Source organism: Candidatus Methylomirabilota bacterium (assembly GCA_035709005.1).
Taxonomy (GTDB): domain Bacteria; phylum Methylomirabilota; class Methylomirabilia; order Rokubacteriales; family CSP1-6; genus 40CM-4-69-5.
On record DASTFB010000071.1, the window covers coordinates 130,087 to 151,743 of the forward strand.

Below are 21,657 nucleotides of genomic sequence, written 5' to 3' on the forward strand. Positions count from 1 at the left end.
CGGTCCACGGCCGGTTCCGCGACATCTGGGGCCGCTGGGGCCGCAACGGCCCAACCGCTGGTGCCTTTTTTCTTGGGACCACGCAACCCCTCGTGATAGAAGGGCGCATGCGTCTCGAGACCATCACGCTCAACGGCTTCAAGTCGTTCGGCGAGCGCACCGAGATCAAGGTGCTTCCGGGCATCACTGCCGTCGTGGGTCCAAACGGGTGCGGCAAATCCAATCTCTCCGACGCAGTGCGCTGGGCGCTGGGCGAGCAGAGCGCGAAATCGCTGCGGGGCCAGCGCATGGAGGACCTCATCTTCCACGGCTCGGCGTCCCGCCGCGCCGTGGGCATGGGGGAAGTGGAGCTCAGGTTCAGCAACGACGGCACCCTCAACGTACCGTGGAGCGAGGTCGCGGTCGCCCGCCGGCTCTACCGCACGGGTGAGAGCGAGTATCTGCTGAACAAGTCGGTGACCCGCCTGCGTGACATCCTCGATCTCTTCGCCGGGACGGGCGCCAATCCGCGCGCCTACTCCGTGATGGATCAGGACAAGCTCAACCATGTCCTCACCGCGAAGCCCCACGAGCGGCGCGTCTTCATCGAGGAAGCGGCCGGCATCGCCCGCTACAAGCACCAGCGCAACGAGACCGAGGGCAAGCTGGAGGGCGCGCGCCAGAACCTCCTGCGCGTCCGGGACGTCATGGAGGAGGTTCGTCGCCAGCTGGGCTCGCTGGAGCGTCAGGCCAAAAAGGCGCAACAGTACAAGGCGCTCGAGCAGGAACGCCAGGCCCTGCGCCTGATCCTCACGGCCGCCGATTATGCCGTACTCGTGGCCGAGGGCGAGCGCCTGGACGTCGAGGTGGCCGCGCGGCGCGACCGCGAGCAGACGCTGCGGGTTCGCCTGGCCCACCTGGCGGCGCGGGAGGCGACCGAGCGGGAGAGCCTGCTGGCCAGCGATCACCGGCTGGCCGACCTGCGCCAGTCGCTTCAGAAGGTGCAGGCCGAGCTGGAACGCCTGCTGGAGCGGCGCGAGCAGATGGGCGTGCAGCTGCACGAGACGACCGAGGAGGGCAGCCGGCTCGCCGAGGACATCCGATCCAGCACCGAGCGGCTGGCCAGCATCGTCGGCGAGCGCGAGACGATGCGGGTGGCCCTCGCCGAGGCCGAGCGACTGCGCGCCGAGCGGCAGCAGACGGCCGACGAGCTGGCCGGGCAGGTCGAGCGCCATCGCCTCCAGCTGAGCGACGAGCGTGGCCGCCTGGAGGCGATGCGACTGGAGCAGGTCCGCCTGGCCGCCGAGCGAGCCGATCTCACCCGCTCGGCCGGCGAGTTGCGCGAGCGCCAGAGTCAGCTCGGGCGCCGCGCCGAACGGCTGGCCGCCGAGCTCCAGGGCGTCGAGGCCGAGGCCCTGCAGCTTACGGCAAGCCGACACCAGCTGGAGACCGCGCGTGACCGTGCCCTGACCGAGGTGGCCTCCCTGACTGAGCAGCGAGACCGCCTGGCGACCGAGCTGGCCACCTTCGAGCGGCAGCTGGGCGAGGCGGAGGCCCGCCTGGGCGAGCTCCGAGTCTCCCTGGCCGCGCGGGGGTCCAGCCTCGATGCGCTGCGTGGGCTCGATCGCGCCCGCGAAGGCTACGGCTCGGGCGTGCGCGCGATCTTCGGCGAGGAAGGCAGCCCGCGCGTGGCCGGCGTCGTCGGCACCGTCGCCGAGCTCCTCGACGTCCCGCCGGAGCTCGAGCGGGCGGTGGAGGCGGTGCTCGGGGAGCGCCTGGAGTGGGTGGTGGTGGAGCGGTTCGAGCAGGCCCGCGAGGCGGTGGCATACCTGGATGCCAGCAACGCCGGGGCCGCCACCTTCCTGCCCCTGGAGCATCTGCCGGCACCGAACGGGCTGCCACCGGAGGACAACGGCATCCGCTGGGTCGAGCGCCAGGTAGGCGGGTTCGCGCCGAATCTCCTGCACTACCTGCTCCGGCGGGTGGCGGTCGTCGAGCATCTCGATCACGCCGAGGCGTTGTGGCGGCGCAACGGCATCGTGGCCACCTACGTCACGCGCGATGGACAGGTGCTCACACCCACCGGTCGCCTGCGGGGTGGCTCGGAGCGGGAAGGGAGCGAGCACTCGCTGCTCGCGCGCCGGCGCCAGCTCCGGGAGCTCGAGGACGAGACCGCGCGCCTCACCGAGGCCGTGCAGACGACGCAGGCGGCGGTCACCCGGCTGGCCGGGGAGGTCGCGGCCCTGCGGGAGCGCCTCAACGCCTGCGAAGGGGGACTGAGGGAGCGTCAGGCGGAATACCTGTCCGGTGAGAAGGATCTGGAGCAGGCCATCCGCGAGCACGACCGCGTGCAGCGTCACGTCCAGACGGTGCGCCTGGAGGACCGGCAGATCGCCGCGGAGGCGGACGAGACGGCGGCCATGCTGGGGCGGCTCGAGCAGCGAATCGCCGCTGCCGGCGAGGCCGAGGCCGCTCAGGAGAACGCGATGGGCGTCCTCCGGGAGACCATCGCCGCCGCCCAGGAGCGCGAGACGCGCCTGGGGGCCGATCTCACCGCCCTCCGCGTCGAGGTCGGCTCGGTGACGGAGCGCGTCGAGGCGCTCGGACGCGAGCTGGCCCGCATCGACGAGATCGAGGCCGACCTCAAGGAGCGCCTGGCCTCGGCTCAGTCCCGCCAGAGTCAGCTCGCCGAGCGCCAGGCGTGGCTCCGGGAAGAGCGCCAGCGCACGGACGACGCTGCCCGGGACGTCGCCGAGGAGCGCGACCGCGGGGAGGGCGAAGTCCAGGCGGCGGCCGAAGCCCATGAGGGCTTGCTCGGCGAGCTTCGAGGGCTGGAGCAGGAGGTTCGAGCGCTCGAGGGGGAGCTGGCTCGCCTGGTCGCCGGCATCCACGAGCTGGAGCTCCAGGCGACAGAGCGTCGCGTGCGGCGCGAGGAGCTGGCCCAGGAGGCCTATCGCGCCTGGAGCATCGACGAGGCCGCTCTGCGCGCCCGGCACGACCCCTCCCAGGATCCGGCGGAGGTCAAGCAGCGGGTCGGCGAGCTGGAGGAGCGGCTGGCGGGGATCGGGGCCGTCAACCTGGTGGCCGACGAGGAATACCGGGAGCTCGACGAACGCCTGAGCTTCCTCCGGACCCAGCACGATGACCTGGTCGCCTCCATCAAGGATCTCGAGAAAGCGTTGCGGGGGATGACCCGGACCGCCCAGGAGCGGTTCAACCAGGCGTTCGCGGAAATCAACCGTGAGTTCTCGCGCCTGTTCGAGCGCCTGTTCGAAGGCGGCCGCGCCGAGCTGCGCCTGGTCGAGGCCGAGGAGGGAGGCGATCCGCTGGACACCGGCGTGGAGCTCATGGCCCAGCCCCGCGGCAAGCGCCTGCAGTCAGTGACGCTGCTGTCGGGCGGCGAGCGTGCCCTAACCGGACTGGCCTTGCTTTTCGCGATCTTCTACTACCGGCCCAGTCCGTTCTGCGTGCTGGACGAGGTCGATGCGCCCCTCGACGACGCCAACATCCACCGCTTCCTCAGGGTGTTGCGCGAGCTGACGAGCCAAACCCAGTTCCTCGTGATCACCCACAACCGCCGGACGATGGAGGCGGCCGACCTCCTGTACGGCGTGACCATGGAAGAGCCGGGGCTGTCCAGGCTGGTGTCCGTGAAGCTCAACGCGGAGGTGTGAAAAGACGCCCCGGATAGGCTAGACTCGCAGTGTCGGACATGGCCTCGCTCGGTTCATACCTTCGTGAGCTTCGTGAGGGACGAGGCCTCTCGCTCGAAGAGCTCTCCCGCGCTACTCGTGTGGCCCCCCGGTACCTGGAGGCGCTGGAGGCGGACGACCTCGCCGCCCTGCCCGGACATGTCTTCGCCCGCGGCTTCCTGCGCGCGTACTGCCAGATCCTGGAGACACCTCCCGACGAGGCCATCGCCCTCTACCATCGCCAGACGGGGACGCCGCTCCCCGCGCCGGCGAGCGCGGGCCGGCGGGTGGAGTCGGGCGCCCGCAACCGAAGCACGGTGTTGATCAGCTTCGTCCTCCTGGTCGTCTTCGGGGTCGCTCTGCTGGCAGTCGCCAATGTTCTGCAGTCCGCGCGCGAGCGGGCCAGCGCGCGCGAAGGGGTAGCGGCGCCCGGCGATGTTGCCACTTCCGTGACGGCTCCCGTCCCCGCCGAGGACAGGCCGAAGGCGCCCGAGGCCCAGCCTCCGAAGGTCGCCGCGGCGCCCCAGCCGCCTCCCAGCCCGCCTCCGTCGCCGCAGCCCGCGGTGGCCACCCCTGGCTCCGGCGGTCAGTACCGGCTGGTGGCCCGGGTATCGGAGGCGACCTGGGTCCGCGTCCGGACGGACGATGGACGCTCCACCGAGGAGACGATCCCCGCAGGCGCCGTCCGGGAATGGGTCTCCAGCACCCCGTTCGTCCTCACCGTCGGCAATGCGGGCGGGATCGCGCTGGAGCTGAACGGCCAGCCTCTTCCGCCCCTGGGACCGCGAGGAGCGGTCATCTCCCGGCTCGTGATTCCTTCCACGCAGCAGTGAAGTTCATCCGTGGGCTGGGCGACCGCCTGAGCGCTGGGCTCAGGAGGTCGCGGGAGTACCTTGGCGAGCAGCTGGCGGCCGTCCTGGAGCCGGACAGGCCGATCGACGAGGCCCTGTACACCGAGCTGGAGGATCTGCTGGTTGCGGCCGACCTGGGGGCCAGTCTGGCGGCCGACTTCGTCAACCGCGCCCGCGAGGAAGTGATGTTCGGCACGGTGACCCGTGCCGAGCAGCTCCGACCGCTCTTCCGCCGCTTCCTGACGGAGATCCTCAGCCCGGCCGCCCAACCGCTGAACCTCGAGGCGCGACCAGCCGTCGTCCTCATGCTGGGCGTCAACGGCTCGGGCAAAACGACGACTTGCGCGAAGCTGGCGGCCGCCCTCAGCCGGGAGGGGCAGCAGGTGTTGTTGGCTGCGGCAGACACGTTCCGGGCGGCCGCCATCGAGCAGCTCGAGGCGTGGGGCCAGCGCATCGGCGTGGAGGTGATCCGCCAGGCGGCCGGGTCCGACCCTGCGGCCGTCGTGTTCGACGCTCTCAAGGCCGCCACCGCCCGTCAGATCGACGTGCTCATCGTCGACACCGCCGGTCGGCTCCACACCAAGTCGAACCTGATGCTCGAGCTCGCCAAGCTCAAGCGCGTGATCGAGCGGCAATTGCCGGGGGCGCCCCACGAGCGGTTGATCGTTATCGACGCGCCGACCGGCCAGAATGGCCTGGCCCAGGCGCGGATGTTCCACGAGGCCGTGGGGCTGACCGGCGCCGTCCTCACCAAGCTTGACGGAACGGCGAAGGGGGGCATCGTCGTCCGTATCGTTCGGGAGTTGGGCCTGCCCATCAAGCTGGTCGGTGTCGGTGAGAAGCTGGAGGACCTGGGCCCCTTCGACGTCGATCGCTTCGTGGAGGCGCTGGTCCCCACCTCATGAGCGCCACCAGCGCGGACGAGGAATTCATGAGCCGGGCCCTGGCGCTCGCCGAGCGGGCCCGGGGGTTGACCTCGCCCAACCCCATGGTCGGCGCGGTCGTGGTACTTGGGGATCGCGTGGTGGGTGAGGGCTTCCACGCAGCGGCGGGAAGTGCGCATGCCGAGATCCAGGCGCTGGCCGCGGCCGGCGATCGCGCCCGAGGCGCCACGCTTTACGTCACCCTGGAGCCCTGCACGCACTGGGGGCGGACTCCGCCCTGCGCCCCGGCCGTGGTGGCGGCGGGAGTGCGCCGCGTGGTCGCGGCGCTCCAGGACCCCAACCCGATGATCGCCGGCCGGGGCCTCGAGGTCCTGCGGCGGGCGGGGATCGAGGTGGCGGTGGGAGTCTTACAAGCGCGGGCGGCGGAGCAGAACCGGATCTTTCTCACGGTGATGCGGCAGGGACGGCCGCACGTCCTCCTGAAAGCCGCCATGACCCTCGATGGCAAGATCGCCGATCTCCACGGCGAATCGCGATGGATCACGGGGGAGGCGGCCCGCCGCGAGACCCATCGCCTGCGCAGCGAGGCCGACGCGATCGTCGCCGGGATTCGCACCGTGCTTCGCGACGATCCCCAGCTCACCGTCCGCCTGGAACCGCCCTGGCCGCGGGAGCCGCTGCGTGTCGTGCTCGATACCGGCGCGCGAACCCCGCCGGCCGCTCGGGTCATCACGTCGGGTACCGCCGCCCGCACCCTCATCGCCGTGGGTGAGACCGCGCCGGCCGAGCGGGTTCGCCGGTTGCTCGACGCGGGCGTGACGCTCGTGCGCCTGCCCGTGCGCGACGGCCGTGTCGGGCTGGCCGAGCTCCTCGCCGAGCTCCATGCGGGCGAGATCCGCGGGGTGCTGGTCGAAGGGGGTGCCGAGGTCCACGGGGCGTTTCTGGACACCGGGCTGGTGGACCGGGTCGCGGTCTTCGTGGCGCCGCGGCTGATGGGCGGGCGCGAGGCGACACCGATGATCGCCGGCAGCGGCCTGGCCCTGAAGCACGCCCTGAGACTCGGTGCGCTGTCGATCCGGCCCGTGGGCGAGGACGTCCTCATCGAAGCGGATGTCTGCCGCGAGCCCGCCTGATGTTCACGGGGATCGTGGAAGAGGTGGGCGTGGTCCGGGCGGCCGCGCCGGCGAGCGACACGGTGCGGCTCCAGGTGCAGGCCACCGTAACGCTCGAGGGCAGTGAGCGTGGCGCCAGCGTAGCCGTCAATGGCGTCTGCCTCACCGTCGTCGAGCGCCTGGCCGACGCTTTCGTCTTCGACGTCGGCCCCGAGACGCTGGCCCGCACGACCCTGGGCTCGCTGACCCCGGGACGTACGGTCAACCTGGAACGTCCCCTCCGTCTGGGCGCTCCCGTGGGAGGTCACCTGGTCCTGGGGCACGTCGATGGCGTGGCCACCATTGCGGACGTAACGCGTGTAGAATCGACGGCGCGGGTCCGCCTCGCCCTGCCCTGTGCGGATCTGGAGCGATACCTGGTCATCAAGGGGTCGGTGGCGGTGGAGGGGGTCAGCCTGACGGTGGCAGCGTTGGGAGCGGGGTGGTTCGAGGTGATGCTGATCCCGCACACGCTGGAGGCGACGACGCTGGGCGGGCTGCAGGTGAGCCAGGCGGTGAACGTGGAGACCGACGTGATCGGCAAGTACGTGGTGCGCGCGCTGTCGCTGCGGGGGGCCCGATGACAGTCTTTGCGCCGATCGAAGAGGCCATCGAGGAGATCCGGCAGGGCCGCATCCTCGTCGTCGTCGACGACGAGGACCGTGAGAATGAAGGCGATCTGCTGATGGCGGCCGACAAGGCCACGCCGGACGCGATCAATTTCATGGCACGGTACGGCCGCGGGCTCATCTGCGTGCCGATGACCGGGGAGCGGTTGGACGAGCTGAAGATCAGCATGATGGTCTCCGACAACACGGCGCCGCTCAGCACCGCCTTCACCATCACGGTGGACGCCCGCCGGGGGGTGACGACCGGGACCTCGGCCTACGACCGGGCCGTGACCATCCGCACCCTGGTCGACCCGAGCACGCGGCCGGAGGACCTCACGCGACCCGGCCACATCCTGCCGCTGCGAGCCATGCCCGGCGGGGTGCTGCGCCGGGCCGGCCACACCGAGGCCGCGGTGGACCTGGCCCGGATGGCCGACTGCTCGCCCGCGGGAGTCATCTGCGAGGTGCTCGACGAGACGGGGGCCATGGCCCGCGTGCCGCACCTCGTCGAGCTGGCCGCGCGGCACGGCCTCAAGATGGCCACCATCAAGGACCTGATCGCCTACCGGACCCGGACCGAGAAGCTCGTGCGCCGCGTCGCCCAGACCCGCCTGCCCACGGAGTTCGGGGAGTGGACGGCGATCGCCTACGAGACGTCCGTGGAGAGCCGAACGCCCATCGCCCTGATGATGGGCGAAGTGGCCGGCGACGAGCCTGTGATGGTTCGGATGCACTCCGAGTGCCTGTTCGGCGACGTCTTTCAATGCCGACGCTGCGACTGCGGCGTGCAGCTGCGCACGGCGCTGGCGATGATCGAGCGCGAGGGGCGGGGCGTCATCGTGTACCTGCGCCAGGAAGGGCGGGGCATCGGGCTGCTCAACAAGTTCAAGGCCTACGAGCTCCAGGATGCCGGCAAGGACACGGTCGAGGCCAACGAGGCTCTGGGGTTCAAGCCCGACCAGCGCGACTACGGCATCGGCGCCCAGGTGCTCGTCGACCTCGGCGTGAAGAACCTCCGCCTGCTCACCAACAACCCCCGGAAGCGTGTGGGGCTGGAGGCCTACGGGCTGCACTTCGTCGAACGGCTGCCGCTCGAGGTGCCCCCGACCCCCGAGAACCACCGCTACCTCAGCACGAAGCGGGACAAGCTCGGGCACCTCCTCTCGTCCGCCTTCGAGGATTGACGTGTCCGGCCGCGCCCCCCGCCCGCGCCGCGCGGGGCTCACCAGCAGCCTGACCCGGGCTGGCGGTGGCGCCCGGTTCGGCGTCGTGGCCGCGCGCTTCCACGAGCCCATCAGCAAGAAGCTGGTCGACAGCGCTTTGCACGCCTTCGCCGCCGCGCGCGTGGCCTCCGGCGACGTGGAGGTCCACTGGGTCCCCGGGTCGTTCGAGCTCCCTCAGGCCGCCGCGCACCTGGCCCGGACGGGACGCTATGCGGCGATCGTCTGCCTGGGGGTGATCATCCGTGGTGAGACGCCGCATTTCGAGCACATCGCCCGGGAAGCCGCCGCCGGGATCCGTGAGGTGGGTCTCAGCACCGGCGTGCCGACGACCTTCGGCGTGATCACGGCCTTGAGCGAGGAGCAAGCCTGGGCACGGGCGGGCGGTGCGGTGGGCAATCGCGGTCAGGAGGCCGCCGAGGCAGCCATCGAGATGGCGGCGTTCGTGCGCCGCCGGCAGCCCGGACCGAGCCGCAAATGAGCAAGGGCTAGGCACTCGGGGCCCGCCGTGGGACGACGCCGCAAAGCGCGCGAGGTGGCCCTGCAGTTCCTCTACCAGCTCGATCTGCGCGGGGATGACGATGCCCACCCGCACGCCGCGGAGTTCTGGTTCCATCACCCGGTGGACGACGACACCCGGGCCTTCGCCGAGGCCCTCGTCCACGGCGCCAAGCGGCATCAAGCGAAGAGCGACGAGCTGCTCCGCCAGTACGTCGAGCACTGGGATCTCGAGCGCATGGCCGTGGTGGACCGCAACATCCTGCGGCTGGCCATCTACGAGATGGTCTGGAGCGCGGAGGTGCCCTCCAAGGTCGCCATCAACGAGGCCATCGAGATCGCCAAGAAGTTCGGCACCGCCGAGTCGAGCCGGTTCATCAACGGGGTGCTGGATCGGATCCGCAAAGAGCTTCGGCCGGCCTCCTGAGTCTCCCGTGCGGTACGCGATCCTCTCCGACATCCACGCCAACCTGGAGGCCCTGCGCGCCGTCCTGGACGACGCCCGCGACCGCGCGGACGTCATTCTCTGTCTGGGCGACGTCGTCGGTTATGGCGCCGAGCCCGAAGGGTGCATCGAGCTCGTCGCCGAACGCTGTCAGGCCGTGGTGGCCGGCAACCATGAGCACGCCACCGCGGGCCTCATGGCCCTGGAGTGGTTCAATCCCTACGCCCGGGTCGCCGCCGAGTGGACACGGCAGCGGCTCGATGACGAGCATCGGGCCTGGCTCGGAGCGCTGCCGCTGGTCTGCGAATGGGAGGACGCCACCCTGGTGCACGCCAGCCCGCATCAGCCCGAGGACTGGGAATACGTGATCTCCGCGGAAGACGGCTATCGCGCCTTCGCGTCGTTCACGACGCGGCTGTGCTTCGTCGGCCACTCGCATCTGCCCGGGGTCTGGGTCCAGGGCTCCTGGGGCCGACGCCACGAGGCCCGGCCGATGGACGTGCTCCTGGAGCCTGGGTGCCGGTACCTGGTCAACGTCGGCAGCGTGGGGCAGCCGCGGGACCGGGACCCGAGGGCGGCGTGGGCGCTCTGGGACACCGAGGCCAGGCGCGTGAGCATCCGCCGCGTGCCCTACGACGTCATGGCCACGCGCAAGCGGATCGTGGCCGCCGGCTTGCCCGCCTTCCTGGCGGACCGCCTAGGCGAAGGACGCTGAGCCGCGAGACCCTGGGCGCGGCGCTCGTGGCGCTCGCCTCCGGTACGGCGCTGGCCCTGGCCTTTCCCCGTCCCGACTGGTCAGGGGCCGCCTGGGTGGCCCTGGCCCCGGTGCTGGTCCTGGCTCTCACTCGCAGCCCGGGGCCAGCGTTCGGATGGGGCTGGCTGGCCGGGTTCACCTTCTTCCTGTTGTTGCTTCGCTGGCTGAACTTCACCTTTCGCGTCTATAGCGAGATCCCGTGGCCCTTGACCTGGATGCCGACGGCCCTGCTGTCCGGGTACTGTGCGGTGTGGACCGGGCTCGTCGCGGGCGCCGTGTCCTGGCTGGCGCGCGGCCGCGGCTCGGCGGTGGCGCTGCTGGCGGCCCCCTGGCTGTGGGTGAGCGCGGAGTGGGCGCGGGGGTGGCTCATGGGCGGCTTTCCCTGGGGCAGCCTGGGCTATTCGCAGTATCGGCAGCTGCCGGTCATCCAGATCGCCGAGTTGGGTGGCGTCTGGGCCGTCTCGTTCGTCGTCTTCGCCGTGAACGCGGCGCTGGCCGGGGCCGTCGTGTTGTCACGCGGGCGAGCGGCGATCGGCCTGGCCCTCGGCGTGACCCTCGCGGCAGCCACCCTGGCCTTCGGCGCCTGGCGCCTGAAGGAGGCGCCGGCCCCCGGCGAGGTGACCGTTGCGGTGATGCAGCCGTCGATCGAGCAGCCGTTGAAGTGGAAGCCGGAGCACACCGAGTCGACGTTGGCCATCTACGGCGAGCTGACCCGCGCCGCGGCGAGCCAGCGGCCGGATCTGATCGTGTGGCCGGAGACCGCTTCGCCCACCATCCTGCGCCGGGACGCGACGCTCCTGGGCTCGCTCACGGAGCTCTCCGGCGCCTGGCAGGTCCCGCTGCTCGTCGGGTCGATCGACATCGTGGACAGCTCGGAGCAGGACCTGCGCAACACCGCATTTTTGTTGACCGAACGGGGGATCGTGAGCAGGTATGATAAGATCCACTTGGTTCCGTTCGGAGAGTATGTGCCGCTGTCCAGTGTGATCGGGTTCGTGAGGGGCTGGGCCGAGTTCATCTCCGAACTGACGCCCGGCGCCCATGCCGTCGTCTTCGCCGGTCCACCAGCCCCGTTCGGCGTCGTGATCTGTTACGAGGGGATCTTCCCGGCACTGGTCCGCCGTTTCGTCACGGGCGGAGCCCGCCTCTTGGTGAACATGACGAACGACGCGTGGTTCGGCCGTACCAGCGGGCCGCTGCAGCACCTGGCGATGTATCCGCTGCGAGCGGTCGAGCATCGGACGGCCGTGGTCCGGGCCGCCAATACCGGCGTGTCGGCGTTCATCGCGCCCAGCGGACGGATCGTGCAGGCCCTGGACCTCTACGTCCGGGGCAACCTGCTCGCGCGGGTGCCGCTACGCAGCGGGGAGACGTTGTACACGCGGTGGGGAGATTGGCTGCCGTACCTGTCTGTCGTGGTTTCTGCGGCCGCGCTCGTGGCGGCCGCCCTGAGGAGGGCACAGTGATCGCCGGGGAGGTCAAGCGGGAGGCGGCGGAGCTGGCTCGCCGCGTCGACGAGCTCAGGAGGCATCTTTGACCTGCCCGCCAAAGAGCAGCGGCTGGCCGGCCTCGACGCCGAGATGTCGGCTCCGGCGTTCTGGGAGGACAACCGGCGCGCTCAGGAGCTGATCCGGGAGCGCTCGCAGATTCAGCGGCTCGTCGCCCGGCTCGGCGACCTGGCCCGCCAGGCCGACGATCTCGGCGTCCTGCTGGAGCTGGCTGCCGAGGCCGACGACGGCAGCCTCGACACCGAGATCACCGCGAGCATCGGCCGCTTGCGGCGGGACCTGGACGAGTTCGAGCTCAAGATCATGCTCTCCGGTCCTCACGACGAAAAAGCCGCCATCGTCTACATCCACCCGGGCGCCGGCGGGACGGAGTCCCAGGATTGGGCCCAGATGCTCATGCGGATGTACCTGAGGTGGTGTGAGCGCAACGGCTTCAAGGCCGAAGTGGTGGATCTGCTGCCGGGGGAGGAAGCCGGGATCAAGTCGGCGACCATCGAAGTCACCGGCGAGTACGCCTACGGGTTGCTAAAGGGCGAGGCCGGCGTCCACCGGCTCGTGCGCATCTCGCCGTTCGACGCCTCCCGTCGCCGTCAGACCAGCTTCGCCTCGGTCGGGGTGGTCCCCGAAGTGGACGACGTCGAGGTGGTGGTACGCGACGACGAGCTGCGCATCGATGTCTTTCGCTCGTCGGGCCCCGGCGGGCAGGGCGTGAACACGGCCGACTCGGCGGTCCGGATCACCCACCTGCCCACCGGAATCGTGGTGCAGTGCCAGAACGAGCGGTCGCAGCTGCGGAACCGGGACACGGCTCTGCGCATCCTCAAGGCGCGGTTGTTCGAGCTGGCCGAGCGGAAGCAACGGGAAGAGCTGGCCGAGCTGACCGGGGAGAAGAAGGGCATCGCCTTCGGCAGCCAGATCCGCTCGTATACCTTCCATCCCTACCAGCTGGTAAAGGACCACCGGACCGGCGTGGAGATCGGCAACGTCGAGGCCGTCATGGACGGAGACCTCGAGCCCTTCATCAAGGCCTATCTGCTGGGCAGCGTGCGGGCCGCCCAGCTATGAGCCAGCGCCACGAGAAGCTCGAGAGCTTGCGCAAGCGAGGGATCGACCCCTTCGGGGAGCGGTTCGTCGTGACGCATCAGGCCCAGCAACTGCACGAGCAGTTCGCCTCGGCCAAGGACGAAGAGCTGAAAGCCGCCGGTTCGGTCAGCGTGGCCGGACGCGTCATGGCCCTGCGCCACCATGGCAAGACCTGCTTCGCGCATCTTCAAGACTCCAGCGGGCGCATCCAGCTCTACGCGCGGGCCGATCAGCTCGGCGAGGCCTACTCGCTGTTCACGGATCTCGACCTGGGCGACTTCATCGGCGTCACCGGCGAGCCCTTCCGCACCCGTACGGGCGAGCTCACGGTCGCCGTCGGACGCCTGCAGTTCCTGACCAAGGCCTTGCGCCCGCTGCCCGAGAAATGGCATGGCCTGCGCGACGTCGAGACACGCTACCGGCGTCGCTACGTCGACCTCATCGTCAACCGCGACGTCCGCCGGATCTTCGTGCTCCGCTCGCGCATCATCAAGGCGTTGCGCGACTTTTTCGACGCCCGGGGGTTCATCGAGGTCGAGACGCCGATGATGCAACCCATTCCGGGTGGTGCCATCGCGCGACCGTTCAAGACGCACCACAACGCCCTGGACATGGATCTCTACCTCCGCATCGCTCCCGAGCTCTACCTCAAGCGGCTCATCGTGGCCGGGTTCGAGCGCGTGTACGAGATCAACCGAAACTTTCGGAACGAGGGTGTCTCCACCCAGCACAACCCCGAGTTCACGATGCTGGAGTTCTATCAGGCCTATGCCGATTACCAGGATCTGATGCGGCTCACCGAGGAGATGTTCGTGGCTCTCACCCAGGCCGTAGGGGAAGGACCGACGCTCCGGTGGGGAGAGCACGAGATCGACCTCCGGCCGCCGTGGCGGCGCCTGGGGTTCTTCGCGGGGCTGTCCCAGGCGCTGGGAATGGACGTGAGCACCGAGACGGACCCGGCCCGGGTGGCCCAAGCGGCGGCGGCCCGCGGCATCACCGTCGACGCTGCGCCGGCGCCCTGGCGGCTGTGGAAAGAGGTCTTCGAGACGCTCGTGGAGCCTTCCCTCGTCCAGCCGACCTTCGTCATGGACTTTCCTGTCGAGCTCTCGCCCCTGGCCAAGAAAAAGCGGGACAACTCCCGCCTGGTGGATCGCTTCGAGCTTTTCATCGGCCAGCGGGAGATGGCCAACGCCTACAGCGAGTTGAACGATCCCATCGACCAGATGTCGCGGTTCCGCGAGCAGGCCTCGCTCCTGGCCCGCGGCGACGAGGAGGCCCACTGGCTGGACGAGGACTACGTTCGCGCCCTCGAGTACGGCATGCCGCCCACGGCCGGCGAGGGCATCGGTATCGACCGGCTGGTGATGCTCTTCGCCAACCAGCCCTCCATCCGCGAGGTGGTCCTGTTCCCGCATCTGCGCCCCGAGGCCGGGCGACCCGCCGATGAGGACGAGGCGTGAGCCGCGGCCTGCCCTTCGAGCTGTTCCTCGGCCTGCGTTATCTCCGCTCGGCCGGACAACGCGCCAACCTCTCACTGTTCGTGTGGATCGGGGTCGGTGGTGTCTTCCTGGGTGTCGCCGCCCTCATCCTGGTGCTGGCCGTGATGACCGGCTTCCAGGACTCGATTCGCGACAAGATCATCGAGGCCAATCCCCACCTGCTCATCTTTCAGGCCGGCACTCCGGGCCTGGAGGACGCCGCCGCCGTCGCCGAGCGGGTGCGCACCGTCCCGGGAGTACGCGCGGCGACGCCCTTCGTCCTGCAGCAAGCCCTCTTCACCACCAGCGGTGGGAGCGCCCATGGCGGCCTGATCCGCGGCGTGGACCTCACGAATCCCGTCGCCCTCGCCGACCTGCGCACCCACCTGCGCAGCGGGAGCGTCGAGCCGTTGCAGGCGGGGGAGGGCGCGCTGGTGCTGGGCGGTGAGATGGCCCGGGTGCTCGGGGTGATCACCGGCGATCCCGTCACCGTGATCTCCCCCAAGGGCGCGCTGACCGCGGTCGGCCTCGTGCCGAAGATGCGGCGCTATACGGTGGCCGGCATCGTGGAACTGGGGATGCACGAGTACGATGCGACGCTGGCCTTCATGAGCCTGCCCCGGGCCCAGGAGTTTGCCGGCCTGGGCACGGCGGTCAGCGGGATCGACGTGAAGCTCCACGATCCCTTCGACGCCAAGCGGGTGGGCGCGCTGATCGCCGCCCGGCTCGGGTTGCCCTACTGGATCCGCGACTGGATGGACATGAACCGCAACCTGTTCGCGGCCCTGCAGCTGGAGAAGCTCGCCCTGTTCGTCATCGTGACGATCATCGTCCTGGTGGCCGCCTTCGCCATCATCGGCCACCTCGTGCTGCTGGTCGCCGACAAGCGCAAGGAGATCGGCATCCTCAAGGCCATCGGGGCCTCGGGGTCCATGATCACGGCGGTGTTCCTGGCCGTGGGGATGAGCATCGGCCTGGTGGGAACGGTGGCCGGGGCCGCGGTGGGACTGGCGCTCATCTGGGTGCAGAACACGTACAAGATCATCCGGTTGGCCGGCGACGTGTACCAGATCGACTATCTGCTCATGAAGCTGACCTGGCCGGACTTCCTCCTGGTAGTGGGAGCCACGCTGATCCTCTCGTTCCTGGCCACCATCCTGCCGGCGCGGCGCGCCGGCGCCCTGGCCCCCGTCGATGTGCTGCGCTACGAGTAGGCGCGGGCCCCGGGACGCCGCACCACTTCGAGTTCAACAAATCCGGAATACGAACGCAACCACGCCGCACCTGAAGCAGGCCACCCTCGGCCTGAGCCGGCCACGCGGCCCCCGCCACAACAAATCATGAGTGACGCGGGCGCGGCTCTGCTGGTGGGTGAAGACCTGGAGAAGGATTACCGCACCGGCCCCGAGCTGGTGCGGGTGCTGCGCGGCGCCAGCCTGCAGGTCGCTCGGGGCGAAGTGGTGGCGCTGGTCGGCGCGTCGGGCGTGGGCAAATCGACGCTCCTGCACCTGCTGGGCGGCTTGGATCGGCCGTCGGCTGGCCGTGTCCTCTTCGACGGAGCGGACGTCTTCGCTCAGGGCGAAGTCGGCTTGGTCCGCTTCCGACGCCACCAGGTGGGCTTCGTCTTTCAGTTCTACAACCTGCTCGGCGACATGACGGCCCTGGAGAACGCCATGGTGCCGGCTCTGCTGGCCCGCCGCTCCTGGAGCGAGGCCCGGCAACGAGCCGCCGATGCCCTGGCCGAGGTCGGGCTCACCGACCGCCTGCGCCACCGGCCGGGCGAGCTCAGTGGCGGTGAGCAGCAGCGTGTGGCCATCGCGCGCGCGCTCGTGCCGGAGCCGAGGATCATCCTGGCCGACGAGCCGACCGGCAACCTGGATCCCAAGACGAGCGAGGTCATCTTCGACCTGTTCCTCAGGCTACAGGCCGAGCGTGGAATCGCCTTCCTGATCGCCACGCACAACCCCGAGCTCGCGCGCCGAGCCGACCGGGCTTATCGTCTGGTGGAGGGGCGCGCCCGCGAGGTGCGCCCGGGGGAGTGAGCCGGGACGCGGGTGCGCCGACTTTGACGCACACTTTCACAGGCTTAGACGGATTTTGGAGAAAAACCGTGGCGGCCCTTGCCAGCGTGAGCTATACTGAGGTCAACTAGGCGTCGACGCAGGCAAATTTGGGCGACCACCGGCCATAGAAAGGGGTAAAGGACTCCAGTGTTCGAACGATTCACCGAACGGGCGCGGCGGGTCATCATCTTGGCGCGGGAAGAGGCGGGTCGCTTCCGCCACGACTTTGTCGGGACCGAACACGTTCTGCTCGGGCTGATCCGCGACGGCGAAGGCATCGCCACCGCCGTCTTGCAGCGGCTCGGCCTGCGACTGGAAACCGTGAAGGCCGAGGTAGAACGGGCCCTGGCCGGCTTCCCGAAGACGCTGACGTTCGGTGAGGTGCCCTTCACACCGCAGGCCAAGCGCGTCCTCGAGCTCTCCATCGAGGAGGCGCGCCAGCTCGGGCACAACTACATCGGCACCGAGCACCTGCTGCTCGGGCTGATGAAGGAAGGGCAGTCCATCGCCGCCAAGATTCTCGAATCCCTGGGTGCTCGTCTCGACGAGGTGCGCCAGGAGACGCTGGCGCTGCTCGGTGATCAGTACTACCCGCGGCCGAAGAAGCGATCCCAGACGCCCGTGCTCGACGAGTTCGCCCGCGACCTCACGCAGCTCGCGCGCGAGAGCAAGCTCGACCCCGTCATCGGCCGGGAACAGGAGATCGAGCGCGTCATCCAGATCCTGGCCCGCCGCACCAAGAACAATCCCGTGCTCATCGGCGAGCCGGGGGTGGGGAAGACGGCCATCGTCGAGGGATTGGCCCAGAAGATCGTCAGCCACGACGTCCCGGATGTCCTGCTCAACAAGCGGCTGCTGCAGCTCGATCTGGGAGCGCTCGTCGCCGGCACCAAGTACCGCGGGCAGTTCGAGGAGCGGCTCAAGGCGGTGATGAAGGAGATCAAGCAGTCGGAGAACGTCATCCTGTTCCTCGACGAGCTCCACACCCTGATCGGGGCCGGCGCCGCCGAAGGCGCCATCGACGCCTCGAACATGCTCAAGCCGGCGTTGAGCCGCGGGGAGATCCAGACCATCGGCGCCACCACCCTGGACGAGTACCGAAAGTACATCGAAAAGGACGGTGCGCTGGAGCGCCGGTTCCAGCCGGTGCTGGTGAAAGCTCCCTCCGTGCCCGAGGCCATCGAGATCATCCGAGGGCTGCGCCACAAGTACGAGGCTCATCACCGCGTGAAGATCACCGAACAGGCGATCACCGCCGCGGTGAACCTCGCCGACCGGTACATCACCGATCGCCAGCTTCCCGACAAGGCCATCGACGTCATCGACGAAGCGTCCTCGCGGACCCGGCTCATGGCCCTGACTCCGCCCCCGGAAGTAAAGGAGATCGAGAAGGAGCTGGAGCGGGTCATCCGCGAGAAGGACATGTACCTGGAGGCCCAGGAGTTCGAGAAGGCTGCGGCCCTGCGCGAGAAGGAGAAGCTGCTCCGGCACCGCGAGGAAGAGCTCAAGCGGGAGTGGGAGAAGAACAAGGGCAAGGGCAAGCAGCTCGTCGAGGAAGAGGACATCGAGTACATCGTCTCCCGCTGGACTGGCATCCCCCTGGCCAAGCTCGAGGAGAAGGAGTCGGAGAAGCTGGCCCGGATGGAGGAGGCCCTGCACGATCGGATCATCGGGCAGAACGACGCCGTGGCCGCGGTCGCCCGGGCCATCCGCCGTTCGCGGGCGGGGCTCAAGGACGCCAAGCGGCCGGTAGGCTCGTTCGTGTTCCTCGGTCCCACCGGGGTGGGCAAGACGGAGCTGGCCCGAGCGCTGGCCGAGTACCTGTTCGGGGACGAGAACGCCCTGATCCGGGTCGACATGTCGGAGTACATGGAGAAATTCTCGGTGTCGCGCCTGCTGGGCGCGCCGCCCGGTTATGTCGGCTACGAGGAGGGCGGGTTTCTCACCGAGAAAGTGCGGCGGCGCCCGTACTCGGTGGTCCTCTTCGACGAAATCGAGAAGGCCCATCCCGACGTCTTCAACATGCTGCTCCAGGTGCTCGATGACGGGCGGCTCACCGATTCCCTCGGCCACGTGGTGGACTTCAAGAACACCATCCTGATCATGACGTCGAACCTGGGGACGAGCCTCATCGGCAAGCGCGTCTCTCCGGGCTTCCTGCAGGAGTCGGACGAGCAGTCCTACGAGAAGATGAAGGAGCGGGTGCTGGAGGAGTTGAAGCGCACGTTCCGACCCGAGTTCCTGAACCGCGTCGATGAGATCGTGGTCTTCCACTCGCTCACGGCCGGTCACATCAAGGCGATCATCCGCCTCATGGCGCGGCGCATCAACAAGCAGCTCAGCGAGCGGGGGATCGAGCTGGTGCTGACGCCGGCCGCGGAGGATCTGCTCGTCGAGAAAGGCTACGACTCCACCTACGGCGCGCGGCAACTCCGGCGGACGATTCAGAAGCATGTCGAGGATCCCCTGGCTGAGGCCATCATCCGGGGCCAGATCCCCGAGCACGCCCGCATCGAGGTGGACGTCGATGCCGGCACCTTCGTCTTCCGGGAGGCGGAGACGGTCGACGCGCCGCTCGCACTTGCCGAGCACTAGCCGAGCCTCGACGCGAGCCTGAGCGACCCGGTGAAGGTCAGGGGGAGAGTACGTCTCTCCGTCTGTTTTGTTGTGTGTCTCGTTGTGCTGGTCCGGAGCCCCGGGGCCGCCGGACAACAGCGACCGGTGCTGGTCAAAGAGCTACTGGTGGAAGGTAACCGCCGGGTCCAGGAGGCGGTCATCCTGAACCGTGTCCAGACCCGCATCGGCGCCCCGTTCAACCCCTCGACCCTCAGTGAAGACCTGCGGACGATCTTCGGCCTCGGCTTCTTCGACGACGTCCAGGCCAAAGTGGAGGATTTCGAGGGTGGCGTCAAAGTGACGCTGGTGGTGATCGAGCGCCCGTTCGTGCGGGACGTCGAGTTCATCGGCAACAAGAAGATCGAGACGAGCGCCCTGCAAGACCAGATCGACATCAAGCTGGGCAGCGTCTATAACCCGGTGGAGGTCCGAAAAGCCCAGGAAAAGCTCCAGGACTACTATGAGCAGTCCGGGTACTTCGAGGTCCAGGTGACGCCCGAGGTCGAGCGGCTGGCCGGTGGCGACGTCAAGGTGATGTTCAAGATCAACGAGGGCCGGCGCATCACGATCGAGCGCATCGTCATCGAGGGCAACCAGCAGCTCAGCGACCGTGAGATCAAGAAAGTGTTGGCCACGCAGGAGCGGGAGTATTTCATCCTGCGCGGCAAGCTCCAGCGCCAGAAGCTCGACGAGGACGTGGAGCGCATCCTGAGCTTCTACAACGATCACGGCCACATCCAGGCCCGGGTGGACGGGTACGACATCGCCGTCGACCGGGAGAAGGCCCGGGTGACGGTCACGTTCTCGGTGGTGGAGGGCCCTCAATACCGGGTGGATCAAGTCCTCATCCAGGGAGTGACGCTCTTCCCCGAAGAGGAAGTACGGCGGGTGATTCAGGTCAAGGCCGGAGACGTCTATTCCCGATCCAAGATCCGCCAGTCAGTGGGGGCCGTCGTCGACCTCTACAGCTCGATCGGGCGCGCGGCGGCCGATGTCGTCCCCCGCTCGGAGACCTTCCCGGGCACGGCTCGGGTCAACCTCACCTTCGCCATCGCCGAAGGGCCCGAGGTCTACGTGGAGCGGATCAACATCAGCGGCAACGTCCGCTCCCAGGACAAGATCCTGCGCCGCGAGATCCCCATGGCCGAAGGCGACCTGTTCACGCTGCAGAAGCTGCAACGGGCCCGCCGACGCCTGATCAACCTGGGCTACTTCGAAACGGTCGAAGTCAGCACGGCACCTGGCTCGGATCGCAATCGGATCATCGTCGACATCAGAGTCACGGAACGCCCCACCGGGATCTTCAGCATCGGCGGCGGCTTCTCCTCGGTCGACAATCTCATCGGGACCATCGACCTGGCCCAGCGCAACTTCCTGGGCCGCGGCTGGGAGGCCACGCTGCGCATCCGGGTGGGGGGCAGCACCCAACAGGGGATCCTCAGCTTCACGGAGCCCTGGCTGTTCGACCGCCCTCTGTCGGCCGGCTTCGACCTCTTCAATCTCCGACGGATCTTCGACGACTACGACTACGATTCTCTGGGCGGGAACCTGCGCATGAGCCATCCGTTCGCCGAGTACTGGCGCTGGCACACGGGATACCGCCTGACCCGCGACGAGATCAGCGACTTGGCCGAGGGTGTCAGCGCGACCCTGCAGGAGGAGGAGGGGGTGCGCGTGACGTCGCTGGTGTCGGGGGCGCTCACCCGCGATAGCCGGGACAACATCCTTGCTCCCACCCGGGGCGGCCACACCTCCCTGGGCCTGGAGTTCGCCGGGCTGGGCGGCGATTCCCAGTTCGTCAAGACGGTGGGCACCACCAGCTACTTCCAGCCGATCTGGCTCGGACACGTCCTGTCGGGCCGCCTGGAAGTGGGCGCGGGATGGGGCTGGGGCGACGAGGAGTTTCCGTTGTTCGAGCGCTTCTACCTGGGCGGGCCCAACAGCTTCCGAGGCGTCAAGTTCCGGGAAATCTCCCCGGTGGATGAGACCGGCACCCGTATCGGAGGCACGTCCGAGCTGCTCGGGACCGTCGAGTACATCATCCCGTTGCCCTTCGGCTTCCGGCTCGCCGCCTTCTTCGACATCGGCAACGTCTACGGCTTCGGCACCTCGTTCGACCCGACCGATACCCGGGAGGCGGCGGGAGGCGGAGTCCGGTGGATCTCCCCGTTCGGCCCCATCCGGATCGACTACGGCGTTCTGCTGGACCGGAAGAGTGGGGAGGACTTTGGCGCAGTACACTTCTCTGTCGGGTCACCCTTCTAGGAGGGGAGCATGAGAGCAAGCCTGGCCGCCACCTCGATCCTCGCGGCGCTGCTGACAGGCGGCGCCGCCCTGGCCCAGGCCCCGACGGCGCCGCCGCCCCGCATCGGCTACGTGGATCTTCAGCGGGTGCTGGTGCGATCGCAGCCCGGCGTCGCGGCCCGGGCGCAACTGGAACGTGAGAAGGCCCAGATGCAGCGGGAGATGGACAGCAAGAAGCAGGAGGTCGACAAGCTTCGCGAGGATCTGGAAAAGAAGGGCTCGCTGCTGACGGCCGACACCCGTCGCGAGCGCGAGGAGACGCTGGAGCGCAAGCGCCGGGACACCGCGCGACTCGCCGACGACTTCCAGCGCGACCTCGCCCGCAAGGAGCAGCAAGCGCTGTTCCGCCTGCAGCAGGATCTGGTGGGCGTGATCGAGCGGCTGGGCAAGCAGCGAGGCTACTACATGATCCTGGAACGCCGGGGGGCCGTGGTGCTCTACGCCGCGCCCGACGCCGATCTCACCGACGAGGTCATTCGCGCCTACGATCAAGAGGCGGCGACGAAGGGGAAGAAGTAGC

At 68.9% G+C, this 21,657-nt stretch carries 17 protein-coding genes; all 17 read left to right on the forward strand.

Features of this window, described 5'->3' with window-relative positions:
- Positions 1–107: 107 nt before the first annotated feature.
- Entirely contained in the window at positions 108–3,653 is a 3,546-nt protein-coding gene (gene smc / locus VFR64_11685) for a chromosome segregation protein SMC (protein HET9490403.1), read from the forward strand.
- Positions 3,654–3,691: 38 nt separating this feature from the next.
- The gene (locus VFR64_11690) at positions 3,692–4,504 is read left to right on the forward strand and encodes a RodZ domain-containing protein (protein ID HET9490404.1); all 813 of its coding nucleotides are present in this window, start codon (positions 3,692–3,694) and stop codon (positions 4,502–4,504) included.
- Positions 4,501–5,427 (forward strand): signal recognition particle-docking protein FtsY, encoded by a 927-nt coding sequence (gene ftsY / locus VFR64_11695; protein HET9490405.1) that lies wholly within the window; start codon positions 4,501–4,503, stop codon positions 5,425–5,427. Before VFR64_11690 ends, ftsY begins: the two co-directional genes overlap by 4 nt.
- Complete coding sequence (gene ribD / locus VFR64_11700) at positions 5,424–6,539, forward strand: bifunctional diaminohydroxyphosphoribosylaminopyrimidine deaminase/5-amino-6-(5-phosphoribosylamino)uracil reductase RibD (protein ID HET9490406.1); 1,116 nt, start codon at positions 5,424–5,426, stop codon at positions 6,537–6,539. The genes ftsY and ribD overlap by 4 nt, the downstream gene beginning before the upstream one ends.
- Positions 6,539–7,141 carry a riboflavin synthase gene (locus VFR64_11705; GenBank protein HET9490407.1) on the forward strand — a complete coding sequence of 201 codons (603 nt, stop codon included), beginning with the start codon at positions 6,539–6,541 and terminating at the stop codon, positions 7,139–7,141. The genes ribD and VFR64_11705 overlap by 1 nt, the downstream gene beginning before the upstream one ends.
- Positions 7,138–8,352 carry a bifunctional 3,4-dihydroxy-2-butanone-4-phosphate synthase/GTP cyclohydrolase II gene (locus VFR64_11710; protein HET9490408.1) on the forward strand — a complete coding sequence of 405 codons (1,215 nt, stop codon included), beginning with the start codon at positions 7,138–7,140 and terminating at the stop codon, positions 8,350–8,352. Before VFR64_11705 ends, VFR64_11710 begins: the two co-directional genes overlap by 4 nt.
- Position 8,353: 1 nt before the next feature.
- Positions 8,354–8,869 (forward strand): 6,7-dimethyl-8-ribityllumazine synthase, encoded by a 516-nt coding sequence (gene ribH, locus VFR64_11715; protein HET9490409.1) that lies wholly within the window; start codon positions 8,354–8,356, stop codon positions 8,867–8,869.
- A gap of 27 nt (positions 8,870–8,896) precedes the next feature.
- On the forward strand, positions 8,897–9,313 hold the full coding sequence (gene nusB / locus VFR64_11720; protein ID HET9490410.1) for a transcription antitermination factor NusB: 417 nt from the start codon (positions 8,897–8,899) through the stop codon (positions 9,311–9,313).
- Positions 9,314–9,320: 7 nt separating this feature from the next.
- Positions 9,321–10,046, forward strand: coding sequence for a metallophosphoesterase family protein (locus tag VFR64_11725; protein ID HET9490411.1), 726 nt, complete (start codon positions 9,321–9,323; stop codon positions 10,044–10,046).
- A gap of 26 nt (positions 10,047–10,072) precedes the next feature.
- Positions 10,073–11,551 carry an apolipoprotein N-acyltransferase gene (gene lnt, locus VFR64_11730; GenBank protein ID HET9490412.1) on the forward strand — a complete coding sequence of 493 codons (1,479 nt, stop codon included), beginning with the start codon at positions 10,073–10,075 and terminating at the stop codon, positions 11,549–11,551.
- Positions 11,548–12,658 (forward strand): peptide chain release factor 2 gene (gene prfB, locus VFR64_11735; GenBank protein ID HET9490413.1). Its coding sequence is split into 2 segments (ribosomal slippage): positions 11,548–11,610 and positions 11,612–12,658, totalling 1,110 coding nucleotides; the frame shifts between segments, so codons are not numbered across the junction. Before lnt ends, prfB begins: the two co-directional genes overlap by 4 nt.
- A complete protein-coding gene (lysS, locus tag VFR64_11740) occupies positions 12,655–14,136 on the forward strand; it encodes a lysine--tRNA ligase (protein ID HET9490414.1) in 1,482 nt (493 codons plus the stop codon). Before prfB ends, lysS begins: the two co-directional genes overlap by 4 nt.
- On the forward strand, positions 14,133–15,368 hold the full coding sequence (locus VFR64_11745) for an ABC transporter permease (protein HET9490415.1): 1,236 nt from the start codon (positions 14,133–14,135) through the stop codon (positions 15,366–15,368). The genes lysS and VFR64_11745 overlap by 4 nt, the downstream gene beginning before the upstream one ends.
- A 126-nt stretch (positions 15,369–15,494) precedes the next feature.
- Positions 15,495–16,196 (forward strand): ABC transporter ATP-binding protein, encoded by a 702-nt coding sequence (locus VFR64_11750; protein ID HET9490416.1) that lies wholly within the window; start codon positions 15,495–15,497, stop codon positions 16,194–16,196.
- Positions 16,197–16,364: 168 nt separating this feature from the next.
- Complete coding sequence (locus VFR64_11755; GenBank protein HET9490417.1) at positions 16,365–18,812, forward strand: ATP-dependent Clp protease ATP-binding subunit; 2,448 nt, start codon at positions 16,365–16,367, stop codon at positions 18,810–18,812.
- Positions 18,813–18,938: 126 nt separating this feature from the next.
- On the forward strand, positions 18,939–21,098 hold the full coding sequence (gene bamA, locus VFR64_11760) for an outer membrane protein assembly factor BamA (protein HET9490418.1): 2,160 nt from the start codon (positions 18,939–18,941) through the stop codon (positions 21,096–21,098).
- 9 nt (positions 21,099–21,107) lie between these two features.
- Positions 21,108–21,656, forward strand: coding sequence for an OmpH family outer membrane protein (locus tag VFR64_11765; GenBank protein HET9490419.1), 549 nt, complete (start codon positions 21,108–21,110; stop codon positions 21,654–21,656).
- The last annotated feature ends 1 nt before the right edge of the window (position 21,657 follow it).